The 23810-nt window shown below is 68.5% G+C and carries 23 protein-coding genes; 10 read left to right on the top strand and 13 right to left on the bottom strand.

The genetic code is table 11. The features are described from left to right. Positions 1-5 precede the first annotated feature (5 nt). On the bottom strand, positions 6-1823 hold the full coding sequence (locus tag QLQ83_RS15195; RefSeq protein ID WP_282736363.1) for a monovalent cation:proton antiporter-2 (CPA2) family protein: 1818 nt from the start codon (positions 1821-1823) through the stop codon (positions 6-8). 141 nt (positions 1824-1964) lie between these two features. On the opposite strand from QLQ83_RS15195, the gene QLQ83_RS15190 reads away from it, so the two are divergent. Next, on the top strand, positions 1965-2630 hold the full coding sequence (locus tag QLQ83_RS15190; protein WP_282736362.1) for a cupin domain-containing protein: 666 nt from the start codon (positions 1965-1967) through the stop codon (positions 2628-2630). Positions 2631-2750: 120 nt separating this feature from the next. Further along, on the top strand, positions 2751-2930 hold the full coding sequence (locus QLQ83_RS15185) for a PLDc N-terminal domain-containing protein (RefSeq protein ID WP_282736361.1): 180 nt from the start codon (positions 2751-2753) through the stop codon (positions 2928-2930). A gap of 94 nt (positions 2931-3024) precedes the next feature. Here QLQ83_RS15185 and QLQ83_RS15180 read toward each other — a convergent pair whose 3' ends face one another. The 6 genes from QLQ83_RS15180 to QLQ83_RS15155 all read right to left on the bottom strand — a co-directional run bounded on the left by QLQ83_RS15180 (position 3025) and on the right by QLQ83_RS15155 (position 8493). Beyond that, complete coding sequence (locus QLQ83_RS15180) at positions 3025-3261, bottom strand: hypothetical protein (protein WP_282736360.1); 237 nt, start codon at positions 3259-3261, stop codon at positions 3025-3027. Continuing rightward, positions 3239-3442 (bottom strand): DUF3565 domain-containing protein, encoded by a 204-nt coding sequence (locus QLQ83_RS15175; RefSeq protein ID WP_282736359.1) that lies wholly within the window; start codon positions 3440-3442, stop codon positions 3239-3241. The genes QLQ83_RS15180 and QLQ83_RS15175 overlap by 23 nt, the downstream gene beginning before the upstream one ends. 9 nt (positions 3443-3451) lie before the next feature. Next, positions 3452-3577: a hypothetical protein gene (locus QLQ83_RS15170; protein WP_282736358.1), complete on the bottom strand. Its 126-nt coding sequence runs from the start codon at positions 3575-3577 to the stop codon at positions 3452-3454. Positions 3578-3721: 144 nt separating this feature from the next. After that, positions 3722-4051, bottom strand: coding sequence for a hypothetical protein (locus tag QLQ83_RS15165; RefSeq protein WP_282736357.1), 330 nt, complete (start codon positions 4049-4051; stop codon positions 3722-3724). Positions 4052-4259: 208 nt separating this feature from the next. Then, complete coding sequence (locus tag QLQ83_RS15160; RefSeq protein WP_282736356.1) at positions 4260-5510, bottom strand: ribonucleotide-diphosphate reductase subunit beta; 1251 nt, start codon at positions 5508-5510, stop codon at positions 4260-4262. An 82-nt stretch (positions 5511-5592) separates the two neighbouring features. Continuing rightward, on the bottom strand, positions 5593-8493 hold the full coding sequence (locus QLQ83_RS15155; RefSeq protein ID WP_282736355.1) for a ribonucleoside-diphosphate reductase subunit alpha: 2901 nt from the start codon (positions 8491-8493) through the stop codon (positions 5593-5595). Between the two features lie 362 nt (positions 8494-8855). On the opposite strand from QLQ83_RS15155, the gene QLQ83_RS15150 reads away from it, so the two are divergent. Together QLQ83_RS15150 and QLQ83_RS15145 are read left to right on the top strand one after the other, a co-directional pair. Next, entirely contained in the window at positions 8856-9569 is a 714-nt protein-coding gene (locus QLQ83_RS15150) for a winged helix-turn-helix domain-containing protein (protein WP_278032655.1), read from the top strand. Positions 9570-9572: 3 nt separating this feature from the next. Next, complete coding sequence (locus QLQ83_RS15145; RefSeq protein WP_282736354.1) at positions 9573-11189, top strand: ATP-binding protein; 1617 nt, start codon at positions 9573-9575, stop codon at positions 11187-11189. On the opposite strand, the gene QLQ83_RS15140 is transcribed toward QLQ83_RS15145, so the two are convergent. Then, a complete protein-coding gene (locus tag QLQ83_RS15140) occupies positions 11176-12090 on the bottom strand; it encodes a LysR family transcriptional regulator (protein WP_282736353.1) in 915 nt (304 codons plus the stop codon). The genes QLQ83_RS15145 and QLQ83_RS15140 overlap by 14 nt on opposite strands. Before the next feature lie 103 nt (positions 12091-12193). On the opposite strand from QLQ83_RS15140, the gene metE reads away from it, so the two are divergent. The 3 genes from metE to QLQ83_RS15125 all read left to right on the top strand — a co-directional run bounded on the left by metE (position 12194) and on the right by QLQ83_RS15125 (position 16219). Then, on the top strand, positions 12194-14500 hold the full coding sequence (gene metE / locus QLQ83_RS15135; protein WP_282736352.1) for a 5-methyltetrahydropteroyltriglutamate--homocysteine S-methyltransferase: 2307 nt from the start codon (positions 12194-12196) through the stop codon (positions 14498-14500). An 88-nt stretch (positions 14501-14588) separates the two neighbouring features. Continuing rightward, positions 14589-15353, top strand: a complete 765-nt coding sequence (locus QLQ83_RS15130; protein ID WP_282736351.1) for a COG3650 family protein — start codon at positions 14589-14591, stop codon at positions 15351-15353. Between the two features lie 263 nt (positions 15354-15616). After that, positions 15617-16219 (top strand): FMN-dependent NADH-azoreductase, encoded by a 603-nt coding sequence (locus tag QLQ83_RS15125; protein ID WP_282736350.1) that lies wholly within the window; start codon positions 15617-15619, stop codon positions 16217-16219. 73 nt (positions 16220-16292) lie between these two features. Here the strand turns inward: QLQ83_RS15125 and QLQ83_RS15120 are convergent, their stop codons facing one another. Continuing rightward, entirely contained in the window at positions 16293-17360 is a 1068-nt protein-coding gene (locus QLQ83_RS15120) for a metal-dependent hydrolase (RefSeq protein ID WP_282736349.1), read from the bottom strand. A gap of 72 nt (positions 17361-17432) precedes the next feature. After that, entirely contained in the window at positions 17433-17972 is a 540-nt protein-coding gene (locus QLQ83_RS15115; RefSeq protein WP_282736348.1) for a DNA-3-methyladenine glycosylase I, read from the bottom strand. Positions 17973-18050: 78 nt separating this feature from the next. Here QLQ83_RS15115 and QLQ83_RS15110 point away from each other — a divergent pair, with 78 nt between their 5' ends. Both QLQ83_RS15110 and QLQ83_RS15105 read left to right on the top strand, forming a co-directional pair. Continuing rightward, positions 18051-18500, top strand: a complete 450-nt coding sequence (locus QLQ83_RS15110; RefSeq protein WP_282736347.1) for a DUF411 domain-containing protein — start codon at positions 18051-18053, stop codon at positions 18498-18500. A 176-nt stretch (positions 18501-18676) separates the two neighbouring features. Next, entirely contained in the window at positions 18677-19117 is a 441-nt protein-coding gene (locus tag QLQ83_RS15105) for a VOC family protein (RefSeq protein WP_282736346.1), read from the top strand. A 207-nt stretch (positions 19118-19324) separates the two neighbouring features. Here the strand turns inward: QLQ83_RS15105 and QLQ83_RS15100 are convergent, their stop codons facing one another. Next, a complete protein-coding gene (locus QLQ83_RS15100) occupies positions 19325-19729 on the bottom strand; it encodes a DoxX family protein (RefSeq protein WP_282736345.1) in 405 nt (134 codons plus the stop codon). 110 nt (positions 19730-19839) lie between these two features. On the opposite strand from QLQ83_RS15100, the gene QLQ83_RS15095 reads away from it, so the two are divergent. After that, positions 19840-20289 carry an META domain-containing protein gene (locus QLQ83_RS15095; protein WP_282736344.1) on the top strand — a complete coding sequence of 150 codons (450 nt, stop codon included), beginning with the start codon at positions 19840-19842 and terminating at the stop codon, positions 20287-20289. A 75-nt stretch (positions 20290-20364) separates the two neighbouring features. On the opposite strand, the gene QLQ83_RS15090 is transcribed toward QLQ83_RS15095, so the two are convergent. Together QLQ83_RS15090 and QLQ83_RS15085 are read right to left on the bottom strand one after the other, a co-directional pair. Further along, complete coding sequence (locus QLQ83_RS15090) at positions 20365-23226, bottom strand: valine--tRNA ligase (protein ID WP_282736343.1); 2862 nt, start codon at positions 23224-23226, stop codon at positions 20365-20367. A gap of 117 nt (positions 23227-23343) precedes the next feature. Next, a complete protein-coding gene (locus tag QLQ83_RS15085; RefSeq protein WP_282736342.1) occupies positions 23344-23790 on the bottom strand; it encodes a DNA polymerase III subunit chi in 447 nt (148 codons plus the stop codon). Positions 23791-23810: the final 20 nt, after the last annotated feature.

Raw genomic sequence — 23810 nt, 5'->3', positions numbered from 1 at the left:
GCGCCTCACCGCTGCCAGCGCGGAATCTCCTCCACCCGGGTGGTGATGTCCTCGTCCGCCTCGTAGAGGGCCTCGAGCTCCCGGGCGGCGTCCTGGATGGTCTGGATCTGCTGCGTCTCGTTGCCGAATACCTCGAGCTGGCGCAGCAACGCCTGCTCGTCGTGGGGGCGGAAGGTATCGATGGTGTGCTGGGCCTGCTCCCGGGGAATGCCCAGGCCGATCAGGGCGTCACGGGTCAGCTCGAGGCTGGCGGGCAGCAGCTCGCGCACGATATGGGTGACCCCGGCCCGCATCAGCAGGTGGGCGTGGTGGCGGTTGCGTGCCCGGGCATAGAGCCTCAGGTGGGGAAACTGACGGCGCACCTGGCCGACGATGCGCATCGAGGCCTCGGGGTCGCCCACTGCCACCACCATCACCCGGGCCCGGTCGGCCCCGGCCGCCTTGAGCAGGTCGATGCGCGAGGCATCCCCGTAGTAGACCTGGTTGCCGTAGCGGCGCACCACCTCGACCTGGTCGGCGTTGATGTCGAGCACCGTGTAGGGGATCTTCAGCCCCTGCAGGGCACGCCCCATGATCTGCCCGAAACGGCCGAACCCGGCGATGATGATCTGCGGGGCGTCGTCGGGCAGGGTATCGAAGGCGCGCTTGGGCCGGGGGCGGGTGAAGAGGCGGCGAAGGCCGTGCACATGCAGCTGGAAGAGCAGCGGGGTGGTCACCATGGAGAGCGAGATCACCAGGATCAGCAGGCTGACCAGCTGGGTGTCGAGCAGGGCGGCGGCCGCCGCCGCGGAGAGCAGCACGAAGCCGAACTCGCCACCCTGGGAGAGCAGCACCCCCAGGTTGAGTCCGTCCTTCCAGCCGGTGCCGTGGACCCTTGCGGCGACCAGCATGGCCAGCGCCTTGAGCAGTACCAGCCCCAGGGTCAGGCCGAGCACGACCAGCGGCATCTCGCCGAGCAGGCGGATATCGGCCGTCATGCCCACCGCCATGAAGAACAGCCCCAGCAGCAGGCCGCGATAGGGTTCGATATCGGCCTCGATGTTGTGGCGGTACTTGGAGTCGGCGAGCAGCACGCCGGCGATGAAGGCCCCCAGGGCCATGGAGAGCCCGGCCAGTTCCATCAGCAGGGCGGCGCCGATCACCACCAGCAGGACGGTGCCGGCGAACATCTCACGGCTGCGGGTGGCCGCGGCATAGTGAAACAGCGGGCGCAGCAGGTAGCGGCCGCCGACGATCAGGCCGAGGAAGGCACCGATGGCCACCAGCACGCCCTTGAGCAGGGGCATGACGCCGTCCGCCATCAGGGCGTCGGCGGCCAGCATGGGAATGATCGCCAGCACCGGGATCGCCGCCAGGTCCTGGAACAGCAGGAGGGCGAAGGCATTGCGGCCGTGGCGGGTCTGCAGTTCCCGGCGCTCGCCGAGCAGCTGCAGTACCAGTGGCGTGGAGCAGAGCCCCAGGCTGAAGCCCACGACCAGGGCCGCGGCGGGGGAGAGCCCCAGCCACCAGGCGGCAAGCGAGAGCAGGGCCGTGGTGATGACTACCTGCAGGCTGCCGAAGCCGAACACCGCCTTGCGCATCACGCGCAGGCGCGAGGGCTTGAGTTCCAGGCCGATCACGAACAGCAGGAAGACGATGCCGACCTGAGAGAACTGCAGCACCGCCTCGGCGTCGGCCACCAGGGCCAGGGCCGAGGGACCGATGACCACCCCCGCGGCCAGGTAACCCAGGACCTCGCCCAGCCCCAGGCGCTTGAAGACCGGCACGATCAGCACCGCCGCCGCAAGGAAGATCAGCGCATTGAGCAGCAGGTCGGTGGCCAAGGGACCTCCTTGCGATTGGCGGTGGGGAGCCCCATCCTAACCGATGGAGGCCACGTCGTGGTCATGCAAGCGTCGGGCCAGGTGAGCGGGCTCGACAACGAGAGGCCCCAGTCCCGGAGGCCCTGTCAGAAGGAGAGCGTCATGCGACTCAATGCCGATTTCAGTCGCCGCGCGGTGGTCACTCCCGACCAGTACCGCTGGGTGGAGTCACCCACCCCGGGGGTCGAGCGGATGATGCTGGACCGGGTCGGCGACGAGGTGGCCCGGGCCACCTCCCTGGTGCGCTATGCGCCCGACAGCACCTTCCCGACCCATGAGCACGGCGGCGGCGAGGAGATCCTGGTACTGGAGGGCGAGTTTGCCGACGAGCATGGCCGCTACCCCGCGGGCCATTACCTGCGCAACCCCATCGGCACCGCACACGCCCCGCGGGTGGGCGAACAGGGCGCGGTTATCTTCGTCAAGCTGCACCAGTTCTCGCCGGACGACACCGCACAGAAGGTCATCGATACCCGCGCCGAGACGTGGCGGCCCGGGCTCGTCGACGGGCTCGAGGTGCTGCCGCTTCACGACTTCGAAGGCGAGCACGTGGCGCTGGTGCGTTGGGCGCCCAACACCCGCTTCCAGACCCATGACCACTGGGGCGGCGAGGAGATCCTGGTCCTCGAGGGCACCTTTCACGACGAGCATGGGGCCTATCCCGCCGGCAGCTGGCTGCGCAGCCCCCATCGCAGCGAGCACACGCCCTTCACGGGGGAGGATGGTGCGCTGATCTATGTCAAGGTCGGGCACCTGCTGCCCGAATGAGTGGCGAGACCGTTACCCGTGCTGACAAATCGCTACCGGCCGCGATTGTGCGTTTCGCGGCCGCTGTGCTACCTCTAAGAGCGGCACTTCGCCGAATGGAAACCGACAAGGAGACGTCGCATGGGTATCGAAGTAGGCGGCCTGCTGGGCCTGATCTGGCTGATCATCGTCATCTGGGCCATCGTCAAGGTGGCCAAGAGTTCGGCCGGCGGGCTGTCCAAGCTGATCTGGATCCTGGTCCTGCTGTTCTTCCCGTTGATCGGGTTGATCATCTGGTTCCTGTTCGGGCCCAAGGGGTAGCGGTTCCCCGGCCTTCCACCCTCCTCGTCGGCGGGCGCTTCGCGGTCCCTCCGGGCCGCGAGTGTCCCGCGAGGCAAACCGACTTCTCCCGGGCTCAGCCCTGGCTCGCCTCGCGGGCGACCTCCGTCAGCGTGCGTCCCGACACCACGGACTCGGGTTCGGTCGAGGTGGGGTTGCGCCTTGCATCGGCGACCTCGTCGTCCATCTTCACCAGCAGCCAGCCTTCTCCCTGCCCCAGGGGCGTGCGGATCAGCGCATAGCCCCCGCGCAGCTTCTTGCCTTCCAGCCAGACGGTCGCTACCCCCAGTCTAGTTGTCCCGAGGCTCGCCACGATCACACTTGACGCACTCGAGGGCGAGGCCGAGTCGCGAGCGTCGCCCGGCCTCGGTGGTCACCCAGGGGCGTTCGGTCCAGGGCGGCTGGTGGCGCACGTGCTGGTTGTGGCCGCAGGCGAGTTCCGCGACCCAGTGGCCTTCCTCGTCGAGGTGATAGCCGATGATGGGCTGCTGCATGGCGGGAGGCTATCGTCGGCGTGGCGGGGCCTTGTAATGGCCCGGTACCTTAACCCGTTCGCCGTTGGGCAGGTCGCGGACATGGGCGGGCACGAAGACCCGCGTGATCACGCTTCTGGCGTTGCGCTCGGTCATGGGTGAACCCTCTGTGTCATCCCTGGATGTCGTACCCCACGTTAGCGCTCGCGCCCATCGGGAATCAATGCCGGTCCGGTGCCCCGTCCGGCGTATCGCACTCACCGGGTATCGCCCGGGGCCAGCGGCCCCGGGCGGCCTGGCTCAATGGCTTCTCGGCCCTGCAGGGGTGCGTGCGTTTCCCTGGTGCAGCCGGGTGAAGCGGACCGGTGGACTGTACTTCTCGCCGGCGGGGGCGCGCTCGGGGGCGGGCCGGACCCGCCAGCCTCGCGAGGTCGCCCACTCCTTCAGTTCCCGGTAGTCGAGCAGCGGGTAGTCCCGCGAGTAGGGATTGGGGGCCGTTGACGGGAAGGCGAAGGCCACATGGGGATAGCGGGCCAGGGCGTCTTCGCTGTCATGGGCGCTCAGCGCCCGGTCCAGGGCGGACTGCCACGCCCGCGACTCGCGATGTGCTACGGCTTGGGTTGCTTGCATCGGATTGCCCTCCGTTGTTTTGCCTGTTGCCGGGCCATGAAAAACGCCCCGCCCGGCATGGCCGGACAGGGCGTCATCATCTGGGGTGGCGGCAGGCCGGTGGGCGCGGGCACGTCGCGTCTCACGGGTCGCGATGGGCTTCTCCATCATGACGAGGCCTCCCTCCATCCTTGCCGGGACGGACGGCCCCGGCCTTGCGTCTACGGGATCAGTCCCAGCTCAGTGCGCCGCCCACCTGGTACTCGGTGACGCGGGTCTCGAAGAAGTTCTTCTCCTTGCGCAGGTCGATGATCTCGCTCATCCACGGGAAGGGGTTCTGCGCCCCGGGGAACTGCTCCTTCAAGCCGATCTGGGCCAGGCGGCGGTTGCAGATGAAGTGCAGGTACTCCTCCATGATCGCCGCGTTCATGCCCAGCACGCCGCGGGGCATGGTGTCCCGGGCGTAGGCGATCTCCAGCTCGGTGCCCTCGAGGATCATCTGGGTGACCTCGTCCTGGAACTCGGGCGTCCACAGCTGCGGGTTCTCGATCTTGATCTGGTTGATCATGTCCACGCCGAAGTTCAGGTGCATGGACTCGTCGCGCAGGATGTACTGGAACTGCTCGGCCACCCCGGTCATCTTGTTGCGCCGGCCCATGGAGAGGATCTGGCTGAAGCCGCAGTAGAAGAAGATGCCCTCGGTGACGCAATAGAAGGCGATCAGGTTGCGCAAGAGCTCCTGGTCGGTCTCGGTGGTGCCGGTGTTGAAGTCGGGGCGCGCAAGCGACTGGGTATGCTTGAGGCTCCAGGCGGACTTGGCGGCCACCGAGGGCACCTCGCGGTACATGTTGAAGACCTCGCCCTCGTCCATGCCCAGCGACTCCACACAGTACTGGTAGGCGTGGGTATGGATCGCCTCCTCGAAGGCCTGGCGCAGCAGGTACTGGCGGCACTCGGGGTTGGTGATCAGGCGATAGAGCGCCAGCACCAGGTTGTTGGCCACCAGCGAGTCTGCCGTGGAGAAGTAGCCCAGGCTGCGCTCGACGATGCGTCGCTCGTCCGCGGTGAGCCCCTCGGCGCTCTTCCAAAGCGCGATGTCGGCGTTCATGTTCACTTCCTGGGGCATCCAGTGGTTGGCGCTGCCGTCCAGGTACTTCTGCCAGGCCCACTCGTACTTGAAGGGCACCAGCTGGTTGAGGTCGGCGCGGGCATTGATCATCTGCTTGTCGTCGACCTCGATGCGCGCCGCACCCATCTCCAGCTCCTCGAGGCCGGCGGCCACGTCGAGCTCCTCCAGCGACCGGCGGGCACGGGCCAGGCGGTCCTCGTCGGCCGCGGCGTAGCGACCGGCACTCTCCTTCACGGCCTCTTCACGCACGGCGTCGGCCCGGGGCTCGGCGGCGGGCTGCGGCGCGGGAGCCGGCTTGGGTTGCTCGGCGACCGCGGTCTCGTCCTCGTGGAACTCGTCCCAGTTAAGCATCTCTATCCACCTTTCGATCTCTGGTCGATGAGCCGGAAGAAACGGGATGTTCCTTCCAGCTTCCGGCTTACAGCGTCCGGGGTTATTGGCAGGCCTCGCAGCCCAGTTCGTCGATCTCGCCGGCACTCGGTGCGCGTTGGCCGCCCTTGCCCTGCAGGAAGTCCTCGACGCCTCTCGGCTCCCGGCGGGGAGGCTCGGCGGCCGGTCCAGGGCTGGCCGAGGGAGCAGGAGCGCCATTGCTCACGGCATTGAGGGTGCCGCGGTCGACGGTGGACTTCTCCACCGAGGTGGCGCCCAGGGCGCGCAGGTAGTACGTGGTCTTCAGGCCGCGGAACCAGGCCATGCGGTAGGTCACGTCGAGCTTCTTGCCGGAGACCCCCTTGATGTAGAGGTTCAGCGATTGGGCCTGGTCGATCCACTTCTGGCGGCGTGCGGCGGCCTCGACCAGCCACTTGGGCTCCACCTCGAAGGCGGTGGCGTACTTGGCCTTGAGGTCGTCCGGGATGCGGTCGATGGGCTGGGCCGAGCCGTCGTAGTACTTGAGGTCATTGATCATCACCTCGTCCCACAGCCCGCGTGCCTTGAGGTCGTTGACCATGGGCGCGTTGACCACCGTGAACTCGCCGGAGAGGTTCGATTTCACGTAGAGGTTCTGGTAGGTGGGCTCGATGGACTGGGTCACACCACAGATGTTGGAGATGGTGGCGGTCGGGGCAATCGCCATCACGTTGGAGTTGCGCATGCCCTGGCCGGCGATCTTGTCGCGCAGTCGGTCCCAGTCCTGGGTGACGCTCTCGTCGAGTTCGATGTACTTCTCGCCGCGCTCGGTCTTGAGCTTCTGGATGGAGTCGATGGGCAGGATGCCCTGGCTCCACAGCGAGCCCTCGAAGCTCCGGTAGGGGCCACGTTCGGCGGCCAGGTCACTGGAGGCCTCGATGGCATGGTAGCTGACCAGTTCCATGGAGCGGTCGGCGAACTCGACGGCCGCGTCACTGGCGTAGGCGATGTCCTGGGCGTAGAGCGCGTCCTGGAAGCCCATGATGCCGAGCCCCACCGGACGGTGCTTGGCGTTCGAGTGGCTGGCCTGGGGCACCGCGTAATAGTTGATGTCGATGACGTTGTCGAGCATGCGCACGGCGGTGCGCACGGTCTTCCTCAGCTTCTCGCCGTCGAGCCTGCCGTCGACCACGTGCTGGGCCAGGTTGACCGAGCCCAGGTTGCATACCGCGATCTCGTCGGCCGAGGTGTTGAGAGTGATCTCGGTACACAGGTTGGAGGAGTGCACCACGCCGGCATGCTGCTGGGGGCTGCGCAGGTTGCACGGGTCCTTGAAGGTGATCCAGGGGTGGCCGGTCTCGAACAGCATCGAGAGCATCTTGCGCCACATGTCCTTGGCGCGGACCCGCTTGTAGAGCTTGAGCTCTCCCGTGCGGGTCATCGCCTCGTACTCCTCGTAGCGCTGCTCGAAGGCCGCGCCGTAGAGGTCATGGAGGTCCGGGCAGGTGGCGGGGGAGAAGAGCGTCCACTCGCCGTCATCGAAGACCCGCTTCATGAACAGGTCGGGCACCCAGTTGGCGGTGTTCATGTCGTGGGTGCGGCGGCGGTCGTCGCCGGTGTTCTTGCGCAGCTCCAGGAATTCCTCGATATCGAGGTGCCAGGTCTCGAGGTAGGCGCAGACCGCCCCCTTGCGCTTGCCGCCCTGGTTGACCGCCACGGCGGTATCGTTGACCACCTTGAGGAAGGGAACGACGCCCTGGGACTTGCCGTTGGTGCCCTTGATCCAGGAGCCGAGTGCGCGGACCGGGGTCCAGTCGTTGCCCAGGCCGCCGGCCCACTTGGAGAGCAGGGCGTTGTCGCGGATGGCGCTGTAGATGCCGTCGAGTTCGTCGGGCACGGTGGTCAGGTAGCAGCTGGAGAGCTGGCTGCGCACGGTGCCGGCGTTGAACAGGGTCGGCGTGGAGGCCATGTAGTCGAAGCTCGAGAGCAGCTCGTAGAACTCGATGGCCCGCGCCTCGCAGTCGTCCTCGCCCAGCGCCAGGCCCATGGCGACCCGCATGAACATCACCTGGGGCAGCTCGTAGCGCACCTCGTCGCGGTGGATGAAGTAGCGGTCGTAGAGGGTCTGCAGGCCCAGGTAGGTGAAGGCGTTGTCGCGATGGTGGTCCAGGGCCTCGCCCAGGCGGTCGAGGTCGAACTCGGCCAGCGCCGGGTCGAGCTGCTCGAACTCGATGCCCTTGGCGATATAGGCCTTGAAGGCCGGTGCATAGAGCTCGGCCATCTCCCCGTAGGTGGCCTCGTCGGCGATGCCGAGGAAGGAGAGCGCCTCGCGGCGCAGGTTGTCCTGCAGCAGCCGGGCGGTGACGTAGGTGTAGTCGGGATCCTTCTCCACCAGGGTGCGGGCGGTCATCATCAGCGCCTGGGAGACGCCGTCCACGGTGACCCCGTCGTAGAGGTTCTTCAGCGAGTCGTCGACGATCTTCTGGGCATCGACGTTGGCCAGCCCCTCGCAGGCATCCGACACCAGGGTCTCGATGCGGCCCAGGTCCAGCGGACGCGTGCTGCCGTCGGCAAGGGTCACGTTGAGGCTGGGATGCGGCTTGACGATGTCACCGCCGGCCGCGGCGCGCGCCCGGGCGTGCGCCTCGCGGTAGAGCACGTAGGCCCGGGCGACCCGCTGCTCGCCGGCGCGCATCAGTGCCAGCTCGACCTGGTCCTGGATGTCCTCGATGTGCAGGGTGCCGCCGTCGGGCATGCGGCGCAGGAAGGCCTGTTCGATGCTCTCGGTGGACTGGCGGACGAAGTCGCGTACCCGCGAGGAGGTGGCGGCGTTGTCACCCTCCACGCCGATGAAGGCCTTGCTCATGGCGACGGCGATCTTGTCGGCATCGAAGGCCACGACGTCGCCGTTGCGCTTGATGACGCGCAGGGCCTTGGGTGCGGTGACGGAAACGGACGGCTCGTCCGGTGTGACAGTGATATCCATGGCGCCGGGGGTCCCTGACTGGTGAGTCGAATGGTCGTAAGGCCGCCTCTCGGGCGACGGTTGACAGGCATGGTGTCGGTTGCTAAGGCACATGATGTAGTGTTCGTGCCGGGTCGAGACACAAGATAGTGTGCTTTTCGGGCCCCATCAAGTGGATAACCTGTGGATCGGCTGTGGCCATCCGGGGGGCAGAATGAGGTCCCTCGCCAGGCCCCGTCGTTAGGCCTCGGAGACACTTGCTGTCGTCATGCGGAGACGGGAAGGCGGAATGCCGGATTTCGGGTATCCTTTAGCCATTGGCGTTGGCTCTCTACAACGGGAGCCCCGCGACCGCTCACCTGCCCGCCAGGATGGAACAGAGGATGGACGACAGCTTGCAAGCCCAGGAACAGGATCATGTGCTGATCATCGAGGATGACGAGCGGCTGGCCGGCCTGACCCGCGACTACCTGGAGGCGAACGGTTTCCGGGTCACGGTGGAGGCCGACGGCGCCCGCGGGGTGGAGCGGATCCTCTCCCTGCAGCCGGACCTGGTGATCCTCGACCTGATGCTGCCTGGCGAGGATGGCCTGTCGATCTGCCGCCGGGTGCGCAGCGAATACCCCGGCCCGATCATGATGCTCACCGCCCGCACCGACGACATGGACCAGGTGCTGGGCCTGGAGATGGGCGCCGACGACTACGTGCCCAAGCCGGTGCAGCCGCGGGTGCTGCTGGCGCGCATGCGCGCCCTGCTGCGGCGCGCCGAGCCGGCCGAGGCCGGCGAGGAGACCCGCCTGACCTTCGCCGACCTGGTCATCGACAACGCCACCCGCGAGGCCTGGCTGGATGGCGAGCGCATCGACCTGACCAGTGCCGAGTTCGACCTGCTCTGGCTGCTGGCCAGCAACGCCGGCCGGGTGCTGACCCGCGAGGAGATCTTCGACCGCCTGCGCGGCATCAAGTACGACGGACAGGATCGTTCCATCGACGTGCGTGTCTCGCGCATTCGCCCCAAGATCGGCGACGATCCCAACCAGCCGCACCGCATCAAGACGGTGCGCAGCAAGGGCTACCTCTTCGTCAGGGATGGCTGAGCCATGCGTCGGACCCTGGCCGACAGCACCTTCCTGCGCGTCTATGTCCTGCTGGCGCTGGCGCTGCTGCTGACCTTCGGCCTGGCCCTGCTGGGACTGGCCATGGTCGATCAGGTGCGGCGCGAGCACTATCGCGAGCAGCTGGTCGAGCCTCCCATGCGGGTGCTGACCGCCTGGGTCGATTCCCTGCCCGAGGTCGGGCGCGAGGCGTGGCTGGCGAGCCGCTCCGGGCAGCTCGACATGACCCTCCGGTTGGTGTCGGTCGACGACCTCTCCCTGAACTACTTCTCCCGCTCGCGCCTCGAGCGTGGCCGCGTGCTGGTCATGCCCCGTGGCGAGCACGGCTGGCGCCTGCAGCGCCTGCTGCCCGGTGGTGAGCAGCTGCTGGAGGTCGATGTGGCGAGCCTCAGTGAGCAGCAGCTGCGCGGGCTTACCGAGCTGCTCGCCGAGTGGCTCGCCCAGGTGTCGGGTGGCGAGCGCCGGGCCCAGCTGGAGCGGGTCGCCGGTGACGGCATTCCCCTGCAGCTGAGCGAGTCCCCGCCCGAGGGGCTGGATAGCCGCCAGCTGGCGCGCCTGGCCGAGGGGGAAGTGGTGATCCGGCTGCTGCCCGGGCGCTGGTCCATGGCGATGTACCGGCTGCTGCCCGGCAGCGATCCGCAGACCCGCTGGCTGGCCATCGGCCCGGTGAAGGCCTTCGAGCCGCTGCCGGTCTCGCTGCAGCTGCTGCTGCTGGTGCTGCTGCTTGGCGTGCTGGCGGCGATCATCTACCTGATCGTGCGTGGCGTGGAGGCCCGCATGGCGCGGCTGGAACTGGCGGCGACCCGCATTGCCGGCGGACGCCTTGATACCCGCGTCAAGGTCGAGAGCGGCGACTTCCTGGGGCGCCTGGGGATGGCCTTCAACGGCATGGCCGCCCAGGTGCAGTCGCTGCTGCGCGCGCAGCAGGACATGATCCGCGCCGTCTCCCACGAGCTGCGCACCCCCGTGGCGCGCATCCGCTTCGCGGTGCAGATGGTCGAGGACATGACCGACGATCCGGCGATCCGTCGGCAGCTGGAGGGCGTCGATGGCGACATCACCGAGCTCGACGAGCTGATCGACGAGATCCTCACCTATGCCCGGCTGGGCAGCGAGACGGCCAATGGTGCCGAGCTCGAGACCTCGCTGGTCGACTGCCGCGCCATGGCCGAGCGGGTCATCGAGGCGCTGCGACCGCTGCATCGTGACATTCGCATCGAACTGGACGCGGGACCGGAGGTGGAGGTCCAGGCGGAGCCGCGCTACCTGCAGCGGGCGCTGCAGAACCTGGTGGCCAATGCCTGTCGCCATGCCCGTGGCCGGGTCATTATCCGCCTGCAGAGCGAACCTCGGCTGGTGCGCCTGGACGTGGAGGATGACGGCCCCGGCATTCCCGCCGCGGCGCGCAGCGAGGTCTTCAAGCCCTTCGCCCGCCTGGACGACAGCCGCACCCGCCGCTCCGGCGGCTATGGCCTGGGGCTCTCGATCGTGCAGAAGGTCATGGCCTGGCACGGCGGCAGCGTGATGGTGGATGCCAGCGCCACGCTGGGCGGGGCGCGCTTCACCCTGCTGCTGCCGCGGCGCAACGCTACGCCGGCCTGATCCCCTCCAGCACCGCGAAGGAGGTCTCCCGGGCGGTGCGCAGGAAGTCGTCCATCCAGGGCGCGCCGCGGGTCTCCTCGCGGATGGCCGCGAACAGCGTACTCCATACCCCCTTCTCGCCCAGGGGCACGGCCTTGACGTAGTCGCGCTCCAGGTACTCGGTGAGGGCCCAGTTGGGCAGGGCGCAGACGCCGCGTCCACTGGCCACCAGCTGCATCATCATGATCGTCAGCTCGGCGGTGCGCACTTCCTTCGGCCGCACCCCGGCGGGGTCGAGGAACTGGGTGAAGACGTCCAGCCGGGAATGCTCCACCGGATAGGTGATCAGGGTCTCCTCGGCCAGCGCCTCGGGGGTGACGAAGGGGCGGCCCGCCAGGGGGTGCTGGCGGGCCACCGCCAGCAGGCCCTCGTAGCGGAACAGCGGCTCGTAGTGGATGCCGGGCAGCGGCTGGGGGTCGGCGGTGATCACCAGGTCGAGCTGTTCGCGGGCCAGCGCCGGCAGGGGATCGAAGTGGTGGCCGCCGGGGATGTCGATCTCCACCTCCGGCCAGTGGTTGCGGAAATGGTCTATGGTGGGCATCAGCCACTGGAAGCAGCTGTGACACTCGATGGCCATGTGCAGACGCCCCTGCTCGTTGCCGGCGAGCCGGGCCAGGTCGCGCTCGGCCATGCGCACCAGCGGCAGGACCTGCTCGGCCAGGGTCAGCAGGCGCGTCCCGGCCCGGGTGAACTCCACCGGCCGGGTCTTGCGCAGGAACAGCGGGCTGCCCAAGCGCTCCTCCAGGTCCTTGATCTGGTGGGAGAGGGCCGACTGGGTCAGGTGCACGCGTTCGGCAGCCTCCACCAGGGAGCCGGCATCGCGCAGGGCGACCAAGGTGCGCAGGTGGCGAAGTTCGAGCATTCGAGTGAGCCTGATTCATCTTAAAGATTAGGAAGTTTAGTTTGATTCACATCGGCTGGCCAGCGAGACTTCCCGGCATCATTCATGCAGAAAGGACGTCATCATGACGCTGGCTCATGTCATCGGCTATCCGCGCATCGGCGCGGACCGCGAACTGAAGCGTGCCACCGAGGCCTACTGGCAGGGAGGGCTCGACCGCCAGGCTCTGGAGGCCACCGGGCGCGAGCTGCGCCTGGCCAACTGGGCCGCCCAGCGCGAGGCAGGACTCGACCTGGTGACGGTGGGGGACTTCGCCTTCTACGACCAGGTGCTCGACGTCTCGGTACTGCTGGGGGCGGTGCCGGCGCGTTTCGGTGCCGAGGAGGAGGTGGCACGCGGCGAGGTGTCGCTGGACACCGCCTTCCGCATGGCCCGGGGACGGGCCCCCAGCGGCGAGCCGGCCGCGGCCTGCGAGATGACCAAGTATTTCGATACCAACTATCACTACCTGGTCCCGGAACTGCACGCCGGCCAGACCTTTCGCCTGGCCAGCCGCCGCCTGTTCGATCAGGTGGACGAGGCCCGGGACGCCGGCTATCCGGTCAAGGTTGCCCTGACCGGTCCGCTGACCTGGCTGTGGCTGGGCAAGGGACGCGGCGAGGCCCGCGAGGATTTCGACCGACTTTCGCTGCTCGACGGTGTCCTCGATGTCTATGCCGAGGTGCTGGAGCGGCTGGCCGGGCAGGGCGTCGAGTGGGTCCAGCTCGACGAGCCGGCGCTGGTGCAGGACCTGCCCCTGGCCTGGCGGCAGGCCTTCGAGCGCGCCTACCATCGCCTGCAGGCCGCCCCGGTCAAGCTGTTGCTGGCAAGCCCCTTCGGTGGCCTGGGCGACAACCTCTCCCTGGCGGTGGGCCTGCCGGTGGATGGCCTGCACATCGACGTGGTGCGGGCCCCGGCGCAGCTGGAGGCCGTGCTGGATCGCCTGCTGCCCCACAAGGTGCTCTCGGTGGGGGCCATCGATGGGCGCAATGTCTGGCGCGCCGACCTGGCGCTGTGGCGCGAGCGCCTGGCCACGGCGCGCATGCGCCTGGGCGAGCGGCTGTGGATCGCGACGAACTGCTCGCTGCTGCACGTGCCGGTGGACCTGGCCGCGGAAACCACCCTGGACGACGAGCTCAGGAGCTGGCTGGCCTTCGCCCGGCAGAAGCTCGACGAGACGGCGACCCTGGCGCGTCTGCTGGATGGCCGCGCCGGCGCGGCAGACCGCGACCGCGTGGAGGCCGCCAGCCGGGCCCTGCAGTCGCGTCGCGAGGCGCCTCGCCTGCAGCGCCCCGAGGTGGCCGAGCGGCTGGCCGGGGTCACGGCGGACGATACCCGGCGCCGGTCCCCCTTCGCCGAGCGTGCCGTGGCCCAGCAGCGCCATCTCGCGCTGCCGCTGTTCCCCACCACGACGATCGGCTCCTTCCCCCAGACGGCGGAGATCCGCGCCGACCGGCGTGCCTTCAAGGCCGGCGAGCTCTCGCGCGAGGCCTATGAGGCGCGGATGCGCGAGGAGATCGCCCGGGTGGTGGCCCGCCAGGAGGCGCTGGGCATCGACATGCCGGTGCACGGCGAGCCCGAGCGCAACGACATGGTGGAATACTTCGGCGAGCAGCTCGACGGCTATGCCTTCACGCGCTTCGGCTGGGTGCAGAGCTACGGGACACGCTGCGTCAAGCCGCCGATCCTCTTCGGTGACGTGGTCCGCCCGGCGGCGATGACGGTGCGCTGGAGCGAATATGCCCAGTCGCTTACCGACAGACCCATGAAGGGCATGCTCACCGGGCCGGTCACCCTGCTGCAGTGGTCCTTCGTGCGCGACGACCAGCCCCGGGAAACCACCTGCCGGCAGATCGCCCTGGCGCTGCGCGACGAGGTGGTCGACCTCGAGGCGGCGGGCATCCGCGCCATCCAGATCGACGAGCCGGCGCTGCGCGAGGGGCTGCCGCTGCGCCGCGCCGAGTGGCAGGGCTACCTCGACTGGGCCGTGGCCTGCTTCCGCCTGGCCGCCTCGGGGGTGCGCGACGAGACCCAGATCCACACCCACATGTGCTACTCGGAGTTCAACGACATCATTGCCTCCATCGCGGCGCTGGATGCCGATGTCATCACCATCGAGACTTCGCGCTCGGCCATGGAGCTGCTCGATGCCTTCCAGGACTTCGCCTACCCCAACGCCATCGGGCCGGGAGTCTACGACATCCACTCGCCCAACATTCCCGAGGTGGCCTGGATGGTGGCGCTGATGGAGAAGGCCGCCGAGCGCATCCCGGTCGAGCGGCTCTGGGTGAACCCGGACTGCGGCCTCAAGACCCGCGGCTGGGCCGAGGTGGAGCCTGCCCTGGCGAACATGGTCGAGGCGGCGCGGGAGCTGAGGCGTCGCCATGGCTGACGCCCAGCGTTGAGCCGGGTGCTGGCGCGCCGGGGCAGGGCGGCTGGTATGCTCCCCGGGGTAAATCGCCGACACGCAAGGAGCCGCCATGTCTCGTCATACCGTTTCCGCTGCCCGTCCCCTCGCCCTGCTGGGGGCGGCCCTGTGGCTTGCCGGCTGCGCCGCCTCCCCGGACGGCGCGGCGACACGCCCCGAGGTCAGCGATCGTGGGGCTTCCCGCGAGGATGCGGTGTCCGAGGCGTCGCTCGCCGCGCCGCTGATGCCCTCGCTCTTCTTCCCCGGCGATGCCAGGGCGCTGACCGCCTGGCGCTGCACGCCGGCCCAGGACCTGGTCACCGCGGCGGCCGAGGAGGAGCTGCGACTCTGGTCCGCCCATGGGGCCTACCGGCTGCCGCCGGCGGTGGTGGCCAGCGGTGCCCGCTACCAGCAGGGTGAGCTCAGCTTCTGGCACAAGGGCGACCAGGCAGTGGTGGAGAGCGCCACCGGGCGGCTCGACTGCACCCGCGACCTGTCCCAGGACGTGCTCACCCGTCGCCAGCGGCCGGGCACCATGTTCCACGCCCGCGGCAACGAGCCGGGCTGGGTGGTGAACCTGGCCAGCGACCGGCCCGAGGCGACCCTGGTGCTGGACTACGGCGAGCGCGAGATGACCCTGCCCTACCGGGTGACCACCCTGGACAACGGCGAGGGACGCATGATCCTGGCCAGTGGCCGGGCCGATACGCCCTTCGAGCTGCGCCTCGAGGCACGCGCCTGCTTCGACAGCATGAGCGGTCAGCCCTTCCCGGCGCGGGTCACCCTGAGCATCGACGGCGAGCAGTATCGGGGCTGCGGCCAGGGCATCGCGCCCTGAAACGCCTGGGCGCTACTGCGCTCCACAGCTCGCGCGGGACGGTCCAGGTGCGCCGGTGCGGTCGCATCCTCAATGAGCATCCGGTCAACGCCGGTAACTGCGCTCCGGCCGCACGCGCCCCGTGTTCGCTCGCGACGCGCCCAGAAGTTCAGCCTATTTTTCGATTTTATAGAACGGAATCGGCGGAACTTTGCGCTTTTCGTTGCAGTTCGTGCACGTAAAATGGCGATCAGTCACTCGAGACCGAATCGAAGGAGATCGCCATGACCACCCGTGCCCTCGTCCTCACCGCGTCCATCCTCGGCGAGAAGGGCCAGTCCATCGCCCTGGCCGAACACTTCCAGGCCCGCGCCGCCGAACGCGAGGGGCTGGCGGTGACCCACCGAGACCTGGTCGCCGAGGCGCTGCCGCACCTCGAGGCCAGTGAGCTGGGCGCCTGGCAGGTGCCGGCCGAGGAGCGCTCGGCCGAACAGCGCGAGCTGGCTGAGCGCTCCGACGCCCTGATCCGTGAGCTTCTCGACCACGACGTCCTGGTGCTGGCGGTGCCCCTCTACAACCTGGGCATCCCCTCCCAGCTCAAGGCCTGGTTCGATCGGGTGCTGCGGGCCGGCGAGACCTTCCGTTACACCGAGAGCGGTCCGCAGGGACTGGTCGAGGGCAAGCGGGCGGTGATCCTGGCGGCCCGCGGCGGCCAGTATGCCGGCACCGAGATGGACAGCCAGACCCCGCACCTGAAGGGCATGCTGGGGCTGATCGGCATCACCGAGGTGGATGTGGTGTTCGCCGAGGGGCTCAACATGGGCAAGCGCGACGCGGCGATCGAGGAGGCGCGTCAGGCCATCGACGGTCTGGTGGCCCGCCTCTGACCGTCACCGCCGACAGCGCGAGAAACAACGGGGGTAGCCGGATGGCTGCCCCCGTTTGCATTGCTGCCGGTCGTCAGCACTGGCCGGGCGTGCTGACCAGCCACTGACGGGACACGAAGTCGCTGGTGCACAGCCCTGGCTCCGGAGTGAGGATGCGGGATCCCAGCCGGGAGAGGGCATCCCGGTTGCCGCGGGAAGGGGAGGGCAGCTGCTCGGAGACCTCGACCGGCTGCCAGTCGCCGTCGTCGCGGGTGGCCAGGGTGAAGGCGAAGGGGTGGAAGCCCGGAAAGCCGAGCCGCAGGTCGGTGGCGACCAGGGTCTCGACACCGTCTCGCTGGCGGGTCTCGTAGCGCAGGAAGGGCCCGGCGAACCAGTCGAGGCGCCGGCCGCGTCCGCTGTCGAGTGCCGTCGCCTCCAGGTCGGCGCCGCGGGCATAGGTCTCCAGCGCCGGGGAGCGGTCACCGTCGAACACGCCCACCAGGGCCTCGTGGTGGTGTTCGCCGTCGGCCACCGTGACCCGCCACAGCAGGGTGTTGAAGGGTGTCGGCTGGACGAGTCGCGGCGCCTGCTGCAGGCCCTGCTCGGCCAGCACCGGGGCGATGCGCGCCTCGACCAGCTGCTTGGCCCCGAGGGCGAACACCAGGTAGGCGCAGGAGAGGGCCAGCCCCCAGCGGGGTGCCCGTTGCGTCCTGCCGGTGGCCAGCGCCACCCCCACGCCTGCCAGCAGCGGCAGGCTGTAGAGCGGGTCGATGATGAACACGACGGGCCAGGCCGCGGGGCGCACCTCCAGCGGCCACCAGAGCTGGGTGCCGTAGGTGGTCAGGGCGTCGAGCAGCGGGTGGGTCAGCAGGATGAGCCCGAAGAAGAGCCCCCAGCGGCGCAGGGAGATGTCCCGGGCCGGGGCAAGGCGCGCCGAGAGCAGGGCCAGGGCGGTGGCCAGCCCCGCCAGCACGAACAGCGAGTGGGAAAAGCCGCGGTGCTCGGTGACGTTGGCCACGGCATCGCCGTAATCGATGACCACGTCCAGGTCGGGCAGGGTGCCGAGGGCCGCGCCGAGGAGGACCGCCTTGCGGCCCAGCCGCCGGCCGAGCACGGTGCCGCCGATTGCCGCGCCCAGGGCGGCCTGGGTAATCGAGTCCATCAGGAGGTCCTTGGTCAGCGGTAAGCCTTTCCTGTGACGCCCGGGTATGCCGGGGGTTCCCCCGGGCGGCGCTCAGTCGGGCCGTGCCCAGGGCGGTGAGGCGGCTAGGATGCGTGCCTGCACCGGGCAGTCGTCGCGGTGGGCGCCCGGCAGGTAGCCGGTGCTCATCAGCAACTCGCCCACGATCTCCGGGCCGGTGAAGCGGAAGGTGCGCCGGAAGAGGCGCACCCAGGCCGCATGGTCCAGCGGATGGTGGTGGTCGAGCCAGGCGCGCAGGCTTCCGTGCTCGGCCTGCAGCGCCTGCACCACCCCGGCATTGTGAATCACGGCATCGACCTTGAGACGGTTGCGGATGATGCCGGCATCGGCCAGCAGCCGCGACCGCTCGGCGTCGCCATAGCCGGCGATGCGGTCGATGTCGAAGCCCTCGAAGGCGGCCCGGAAGGCCTCGCGCTTCTTCAGCACGGTAAGCCAGGAGAGCCCCGCCTGGTTGATCTCCAGCACCAGGCGCTCGAAGAGGGTCGCGTCGTCGTCCACCGGGAAGCCGTATTCGTGGTCGTGATAGGGCCCGTGGAACGGATGCCCGGGGGCCAGGTCGCAGTAATGGCTCATGCTGTCGCTCCGGGGTGGCAGGGGGGCCGGGAGATGGCCGACAATCGTGCCGATACCTTATACCGGGGAGTGCCCATCATGACATCACCGCTACGCCTGACCCTCGCCGGCGCCCTGCTGGCCGCCATCGCCATCCCCGCCTGGGCCGAGACGCCCGTGGTGGAGATGCACAAGGACCCGAACTGCGGCTGCTGCATCGCCTGGGCCGAGCACCTGGAGGCCGAGGGCTTCGAGGTCACACAGCACGAGACCCGCGACATGCGGGCGGTGAAGATCGAGCATGGCGTCTCGCCCGAGCTCGCCTCCTGCCACACCGCGGTGGTGGACGGCTACGTGATCGAGGGCCATGTGCCGGCCGCCGACATCCGTCGCCTGCTGGACGAGCGGCCCGACCTGGCGGGCCTGGCAGTGCCGGGCATGCCCCACGGCTCCCCCGGCATGGAAACAGGTCGCCAGGACGACTACGCGGTGCTGGGCTGGCGGCATGACGATCGCACGCCGGAGATCTTCAGCGAGTACACTCACTGATCCGAACTGACCCAGCGATAGAGAGGGGCGCTGGGGACAAGCCTTGGAGGAGGTCCTACGCCAGGGATGGCGTCGGTAGCGTACAGGGAGGTATTCACAGCGCCTCCGGAAAGGCTTGTCGCCAGTAAAGCCCCGTTCCGCTAGATAGTTTCGCTGTAAACGACAAGGAGTTGGCCATGCAGTACTTGCATACCATGGTGCGCGTCAGCGACCTCGACGCCTCGCTGCACTTCTACTGCGACCTGCTCGGCCTGACCGAGGTGCGTCGCAAGGAGAGCGAGAAGGGCCGCTTCACCCTGGTCTTCCTGGCGGCCCCGGAGGACGAGGCCCGTTCCGCCGAGCTCAAGGCGCCGGAGCTGGAGCTGACCTGGAACTGGGATCCCGAGGAGTATGGCGGGGGGCGCAACTTCGGCCACCTGGCCTACCGCGTGGACGAAATCTATGCCCTCTGCGAGCACCTGCAGGCGAACGGTGTGACCATCAACCGTCCGCCCCGGGACGGCCACATGGCCTTCGTCAGGAGCCCCGACGGCATCTCGGTGGAGCTGCTGCAGGCGGGCGAAGCGCTGCCGCCCAAGGAGCCCTGGGCGTCGATGGAGAACACCGGGACCTGGTGAGGAAGAACGGATTTCCTGCTGCGCTCGATATGCTGGCAGCCGGCGGTGCCGAAGCGTCGGACCGTCGCCATCCTCAAGTAGCAGGCTACACTCCGGTAGCTGCGCTCCGGCGTCGACCAGCCTCTCTTCGCTCGCGACGGAAATCTATCCTTCCTCGTTGAAAACTTGGCAAACAGCATGACGACGGTGTGGGTCAAAGGTCGAGGGTCAATCTGGCCGCCAGGCCATCCGTCCACTGCCCAGGAAGACCAGCGCCAGGGCGCCGAACAGGAAGAAGCCCTGCAGCTCCAGGGCCCAGCCGCCGTTGTCCTTGAAGGCGGTGATCTCCCCCATGTGCACCAGGAAGATGGCCACCACCATGTTGGCGGCCATCAGCAGCCCCGCCACGCGGCTTCGCCAGCCGACCAGCGCCATCAGCGGCGCCACCACCTCGCCGACCAGCACGCCGTAGGCGAGCACGGTCGGCAGGCCCTGGCCGGCCAGGGTGTTGCCGATCCAGGTCAGGCTGCCCGGGTTGAGCAGCTTGGTCAGCCCGTGAGGCAGCAGCAGGCCGGCCACGGTGAGTCGCAGGATCAGCTTGCCGAGGGCATCGTTGTGGAGCGCGTGAAGCATGCGGGGCCTCATGGGGGAACAAGGAGCGGTGGAGTGGGGAATTGTCTCGATGCCCCGGCTGGGGCAAGCTTGGCGCCTGGGCAATCGCCTCGTGCCTCAAGGAAGATACCATGATGATCAAACCGTTACGCAACACACTGCTGCTCGCGGCCGGCGCCCTGCTGCTCGCCGCCTGCAGCAGCCGCCCGGCTCCCCAGCTCGACGAGCCCGCGGCCCGGCTCGAGGGACCGGTGGTCGACCAGCGCTGGAACCTGCTGCTGGTGGGCACCAATGAGCGCCTCGAGATGCCGGAGCGCCCCCATTTCGTGATCGACCGCGATGGCCGGGTGAGCGGCAGCGACGGCTGCAACCGGCTGACCGGCCGGGCCGCGCTGGGCGAGAACAACAGCATCGCGTTCTCGGACCTGGCCACCACCCGTCGCGCCTGCCCCCAGGCCGAGGATGCCGCCCGGGTGACCGGCATGCTGGAGAACGCCTACCGCTACCTGATCGACCATGACCGGCTGGTGTTCTTCGGGCCCGACCAGCGGGTGCTGGGCGGCTGGCGCCGCGTCGACTGACCCGATAGCGACCGACCCGTAAACGACAAGGGCCCGCCAGTGGCGGGCCCTTGCGGCTGGGGGAGTGGATTACGATCAGAGCGCGGCGATCTTCTCGCGCTGCTCGACCAGCAGGCGGCGCGAGGCCTTAAAGTCCGCTAGCTTGCCGCGCTCCTTCTCGACCACCGCCTCGGGGGCCTTGGCGACGAAGCTCTCGTTGCCAAGCTTCTTCTCGATGCCGCCGATCAGCTTGTCCTGCTTGTCGATCTCCTTGGCCAGGCGGGCGAGCTCGGCCTGCTTGTCGATCAGGTCCGCCATGGGCACCAGCACCTCCATCTCGCCCACCAGCTGGGTGGCCGAGAGCGGGGCCTGCTCGGGGTCGTCGAGCCACTCGACGCGCTCCAGCTTGGCCAGCTTGGCGAGGAAGGGCCGGTTGGCGGCCAGGCGCCTGGCGTCTTCCGGGCTGCCCTTGGTGAGCAGTACCTCCAGCGGCTTGCCCGGGGCGATGTTCATCTCGGCGCGGATGTTGCGAACCGCGACGATCACGCCCTTGAGCCACTCGATATCGCGCGTCGCCGACTCGTCGACCTTGCCGTCATCGGCCTGCGGCCAGGGCTGGACCATCAGGGAGTCCCCCTCGCCCTGGCAGGTGCCGGCCAGCGGGGCGACGCGCTGCCAGATCTCCTCGGAGATGAAGGGCATCATCGGGTGGGCCAGGCGCAGGATCGCCTCCAGCACGCGGACCAGGGTGCGGCGGGTGCCGCGCTTGGCGTCCGCGGAGGCCGCCTCGTCCCACAGCACCGGCTTGGAGAGCTCCAGGTACCAGTCGCAGTACTCGTTCCAGACGAAGTCGTAGAGCGCCTGGGAGGCATGGTCGAAGCGGAACTCCTCCAGGGCCTTCGTCACCTGGACCTCGGTCTGCTGCAGGCGCGAGACGATCCAGCGGTCCGCCAGCGACAGCTCGACCGGCTCACTGCACTGCCCTTCGAGAGAGAGCCCGGTGTCCTCGCCCTCGGCATTCATCAGCACGTAGCGCGAGGCGTTCCACAGCTTGTTGCAGAAGTTGCGGTAGCCCTCCAGGCGGCCCATGTCGAACTTGATGTCGCGCCCGGTGGTGGCCTGGGAGAGGAAGGTGAAGCGCAGGGCGTCGGTGCCGTGGGGCTCGATGCCCTCGGGGAACTCGTCACGGGTCGCCTTGGCGATCGCCTTGGCCTTCTGCGGCTGCAACAGGCTGGCCGTGCGCTTCGCCACCAGGGTCTCGAGGTCGATGCCGTCGATCAGGTCGATGGGGTCGAGCACGTTGCCCTTGGACTTGGACATCTTCTGGCCCTGGCCGTCGCGCACCAGGCCATGCACGTAGACCTGCTTGAAGGGCACCTCGCCCATGAACTTGCCGGTCAGCATGATCATCCGGGCGACCCAGAAGAAGATGATGTCGAAGCCGGTGACCAGCACGCTGGAGGGGTGGAAGGTCGCCAGCTCCGGGGTCTCTTCCGGCCAGCCCAGGGTGCCGAAGGTCCAGAGCCCCGAACTGAACCAGGTGTCCAGCACGTCCTCGTCCTGGGTCAGCTCGACCTCGGCGGGAAGGCCATGCGTCTCGCGGGCCTCCTGCTCGCTTCTCGCCACGTAGACGTTGCCCTCGGCGTCGTACCAGGCGGGAATGCGGTGGCCCCACCACAGCTGGCGGGAGATGCACCAGTCCTGGAGGTCGCGCATCCAGGCGAAGTACATGTTCTCGTAGTTCTTCGGCACGAACTGGATGTCGCCCTTCTCCACGGCCTCGATGGCAGGCCTGGCCAGGCGCTCCACGGCCACGAACCACTGGTCGGTGAGCAGCGGCTCGATGACGTCACCGGAGCGGTCGCCATAGGGCAGGGTGTTGCTGACCGTCTCCACCTGCTCGAGCAGGCCGGCGGCGTCCATGTCGGCGACGATGCGCTGCCGTGCCTCGAAGCGGTCCAGGCCGGCATAGGCCTCGGGCAGGGTCGGGTCGACATCGAGCAGCGGCCGGCCCTGGATGTCGAAGGCCTCGGCGCGGGCGAGGATGGCCGCGTCCTGGGTGAAGACGTTGATCAGCGGCAGGTCCTGGCGGCGGCCCACCTCGTAGTCGTTGAAGTCGTGGGCCGGGGTGATCTTCACGCAGCCCGAGCCCTTCTCCATGTCGGCATGCTCATCCGCCACGATCGGGATACGCCGCCCCACCAGCGGCAGCTCCACGAACTTGCCGATGAGCGACGCATAGCGGGCATCCTCGGGGTTGACCGCCACCCCGGTGTCGCCGAGCAGGGTCTCGGGGCGGGTGGTGGCGACGACCAGGTAATCCTTGCCGTCATCGGTGGTCACGCCGTCGGCCAGGGGGTAGCGGAAGTGCCAGAAGCTGCCCTGCTGGTCGCGGTTCTCGACCTCGAGGTCCGAGATGGCGGTATGCAGGGTCGGGTCCCAGTTGACCAGCCGCTTGCCGCGGTAGACCAGGTCCTCCTCGAAGAGGCGCACGAAGACTTCCTGCACCGCCCTGTAGAAGCCGTCGTCCATGGTGAAGCGCTCGCGCGACCAGTCGACGCTCGCCCCCATGCGGCGCAGCTGGCGGGTGATATGGCCACCGGACTCCTGCTTCCACTCCCATACCTTGTCGATGAAGGCCTCGCGCCCCAGGTCGTGGCGGGTCTTGCCCTCTTCCGCGGCGACCTTGCGTTCCACCAGCATCTGGGTGGCGATGCCGGCGTGGTCAGTGCCCACCTGCCAGAGGGTGTTGTGCCCCTGCATGCGCCGCCAGCGGATGAGGGTGTCCATGATGGTGTCCTGGAAGGCATGGCCCATGTGCAGGCTGCCGGTGACATTGGGCGGCGGAATCATGATGGAGTAGGGCTCGCCCTCGCCCGAGGGGGCGAAGCGGTTGTCGGCTTCCCAGCGCTCGTACCAGCGGGATTCGATCTGCTCGGGTTGGTAGGTCTTGTCCATGGGCATTCCGGGTCGAGGAGGTGGCACCGACCCATGGCAGGGCGCCTCGAGGGTGCTGCCAGGGTGCCGGGGATGCTGAAAAATGGGCCCGATTATAGCGTGATGCCGGGGGAGGCGTCAGCCCGCCTGGCCCTTGAGCTGGTGCGGGGTGACCGGATAGCCGCGCTTTCGGTAGGTCTGCCAGCACTCGCGCTTGGCGGTGAGCACGTCCTGGTGCTGGTTGATGATCTCGGCGACCCGCTCGAAGCGCGAGAACCATTCGGGGATTCCGGGATGCAGGTTGAGCAGCGCCTGGGGCGGTTCGCCGTCCATCGGCAGGTCCTGCCAGCCGATGGTCACCGGCACGCCGTCCGCTGTCTCGCTTCCCGCCAGTGCGTGAGGCACGTAGGCATCGTCCCGGAAGGTCCAGAGCCGGTCGTCCAGCTCCCGGGCCATGGCCTCGTCCTCGGCATGTAGGTGCAGCCGGTAGCCCTTGCGATAGATCGTCTCGGCCAGCCGGCAGGCGAAGAGCAGCCGGGCCTCGAGCGTGGTATCGGGGAGGATATAGAAGTCAACTTGGGTCATGGGTTATCGCAGAGCAACTC

This window comes from Halomonas rhizosphaerae, assembly GCF_030010555.1.
Lineage (GTDB): Bacteria > Pseudomonadota > Gammaproteobacteria > Pseudomonadales > Halomonadaceae > Halomonas > Halomonas rhizosphaerae.
The sequence above is the reverse complement of the archived record's forward strand: the minus strand, read 5'-3'. Positions and strand labels throughout refer to the sequence as shown.